At 37.3% G+C, this 2,062-nt stretch carries 3 protein-coding genes; all 3 read left to right on the top strand.

The window, feature by feature from the left end; genetic code table 11:
- The first annotated feature begins 208 nt into the window (after window positions 1-208).
- Entirely contained in the window at window positions 209-331 is a 123-nt protein-coding gene (locus tag AB1471_RS16820) for a hypothetical protein (protein ID WP_367780912.1), read from the top strand.
- 491 nt (window positions 332-822) lie between these two features.
- Complete coding sequence (locus AB1471_RS16815; protein WP_367780911.1) at window positions 823-1,044, top strand: hypothetical protein; 222 nt, start codon at window positions 823-825, stop codon at window positions 1,042-1,044.
- Window positions 1,045-1,344: 300 nt separating this feature from the next.
- A partial coding sequence (locus tag AB1471_RS16810; RefSeq protein ID WP_367780910.1) for a hypothetical protein occupies window positions 1,345-2,062 on the top strand: 718 nt, incomplete at its 3' end.

The raw sequence follows: 2,062 nt of genomic DNA, 5'->3' as shown, positions 1-2,062 counted from the left end.
TAGCTAAATCAAATCCAATGGCAACATAATAGGTGCTATAACACCTACGGTCTCGCTATAGACTGACCTCTATAAGAGGATCGGCTCAAATGCACTATTAAGGAAAATAGACTCCCAAATTGCCATCGAAGCTAAAGGGGGGTCTGTTTTTTATGGTTAAATGACAAAATCGACACGATTTCGATTGGTTTGGGGGTGTGAAAATTGAGTGAATGCCATAAACAAAAATCATGCTGGTGTATATGGATTGTTGTCTTCTTGCTTAGTATTGTTACTCCTTGGGATAGCCTTAGCGTTAATTTTTGGTTTTAAAGAAAAAGAACCAGAATAACAACAACCTAACAGCACTTTCTATCCACTTGGAGAAGAACAGCTAGTATTAACGACAGACGTTTCATCTTTTATTGTTTATGAGAACACAGAACCTCAACCTATCCTTACAACGTTTAGTATTGAAGTGCTGGGTGAGAACGCTGGTTTCTGTGAGGTTGTTGTTACATTTGAAACTGCAAATGGAAATATCACAAGAACTCTCACGAGGCCTGTGGTTACTCCATCTGTAAATCAAATTGCTACATTAGTTGGTAAAGAAGCTACTAAAGTAACCGTAGAGGCTACTACTTTCCCTGATTCAGATACCTGTGCAGTAAATATTTTCGGCACTAAACGGAACTAACTTTTCGTCGTTTTAGGTGAAATTAATCAAACGGATGTATGAAAGCCTAAGTTAATATTACTTAGGTCTTTTATTCTTTTTTTGCCCATTCAATAACCACAACAAAGACCGCCAACTACAATTCAGAATATCTTGCATCTGATCTAATGATCAAGATTTGGCAGCAAATAGGGACAATGAACGGCGACAGAGACAAAATAATATGGAATGCTGCTCCTGTCCACCAATTAGATGGTAGTAGAAATGATATCGTCCAATTACAAAATGGTTTACTACTCAATGTACGTCAAGCTGATTACGACAATGTTCTTTTATATTCACTAGGAGAATGGGATGATGAAACAAATCAAGTGGTTTGGTGGGATTGATATAGGTATTTAAACCAGTGAAGACCGTCCAATTAGGAACGGTCTTTACTGGTGTTAGTCCAACCTGCTTTTTGTACCTTTTTTTGAAGGTATCCCACCTACCCTTAACTTAAAGGAATCCTGACACCCTGTATCCAAAAGTCTATAAATGATCGTTTAAGGACTACAATTCTCTTTTTTCAATCATTCATTTATGACACGATGTATCGACACCATTAAAAAATATTATTCAGAAAATTTATATTAGTAGGACAAACATGCGCGTTAAATATTATACTATTCACAAAAGGAGGAAAGAAAATGAAGAAAATAATCAAACTATTTATGGCTTCATTACTGATCTTCACCCTGTACACGCCTACAGGATCTCATGCTTCAGAGGCATCAAATGAAGAAGGTTTTGCTTATACCGATGGAGAGGATCCTTCGATCGCTGTTTTGGATGACGGTCTCGTCGTTTCAGTTCAATTAGAAGAAAACCAACTAACTTATTCATTGGGTGAATATAAGGGAAATACTGAATATGGTTATATGCATTGGAATGATAGTGTTCCATATGGAGACATTTACAATGACGAGAAGCCATCGTCCATTTCCATTGCTACCTTGCCCAATGGAGATGTGATACAGGTTTATGAACTTTTGGATAAAATCTATTATTCTTTAGGAAGATATGAAGAAGGGAAGATTAATTGGTATAGCTCGTACAAATACTTTGGAGTGGGAGAGCATCCAAGTCTGACGATAATGGACAATGGTCATCTCATTTTGGTTAATGAAGGATTGAACACCGATGCACTGTGGTATGGCTACGGGACATTCGAAAATGACGAAGTGACTTGGCATAGAAATATGATTACCTTTGATAAAGGACTCGAACCCTCTGTATCAGCATTGGATGATGGAAAGATCGTTGTCACACATAAAGAGGAGGTAAACGGTAATCTCTGGTCTACCATTGGAACGATTGATCCGGATAAGAAAATGGTTGAATTTGAATCAGCAGTAAGATATGAAT

The organism is Jeotgalibacillus marinus (genome assembly GCF_040801915.1).
In the GTDB taxonomy this organism is placed as follows: Bacteria; Bacillota; Bacilli; order Bacillales; family Jeotgalibacillaceae; genus Jeotgalibacillus; species Jeotgalibacillus marinus.
This window is presented reverse-complemented; position numbering and strand designations above follow the sequence as displayed.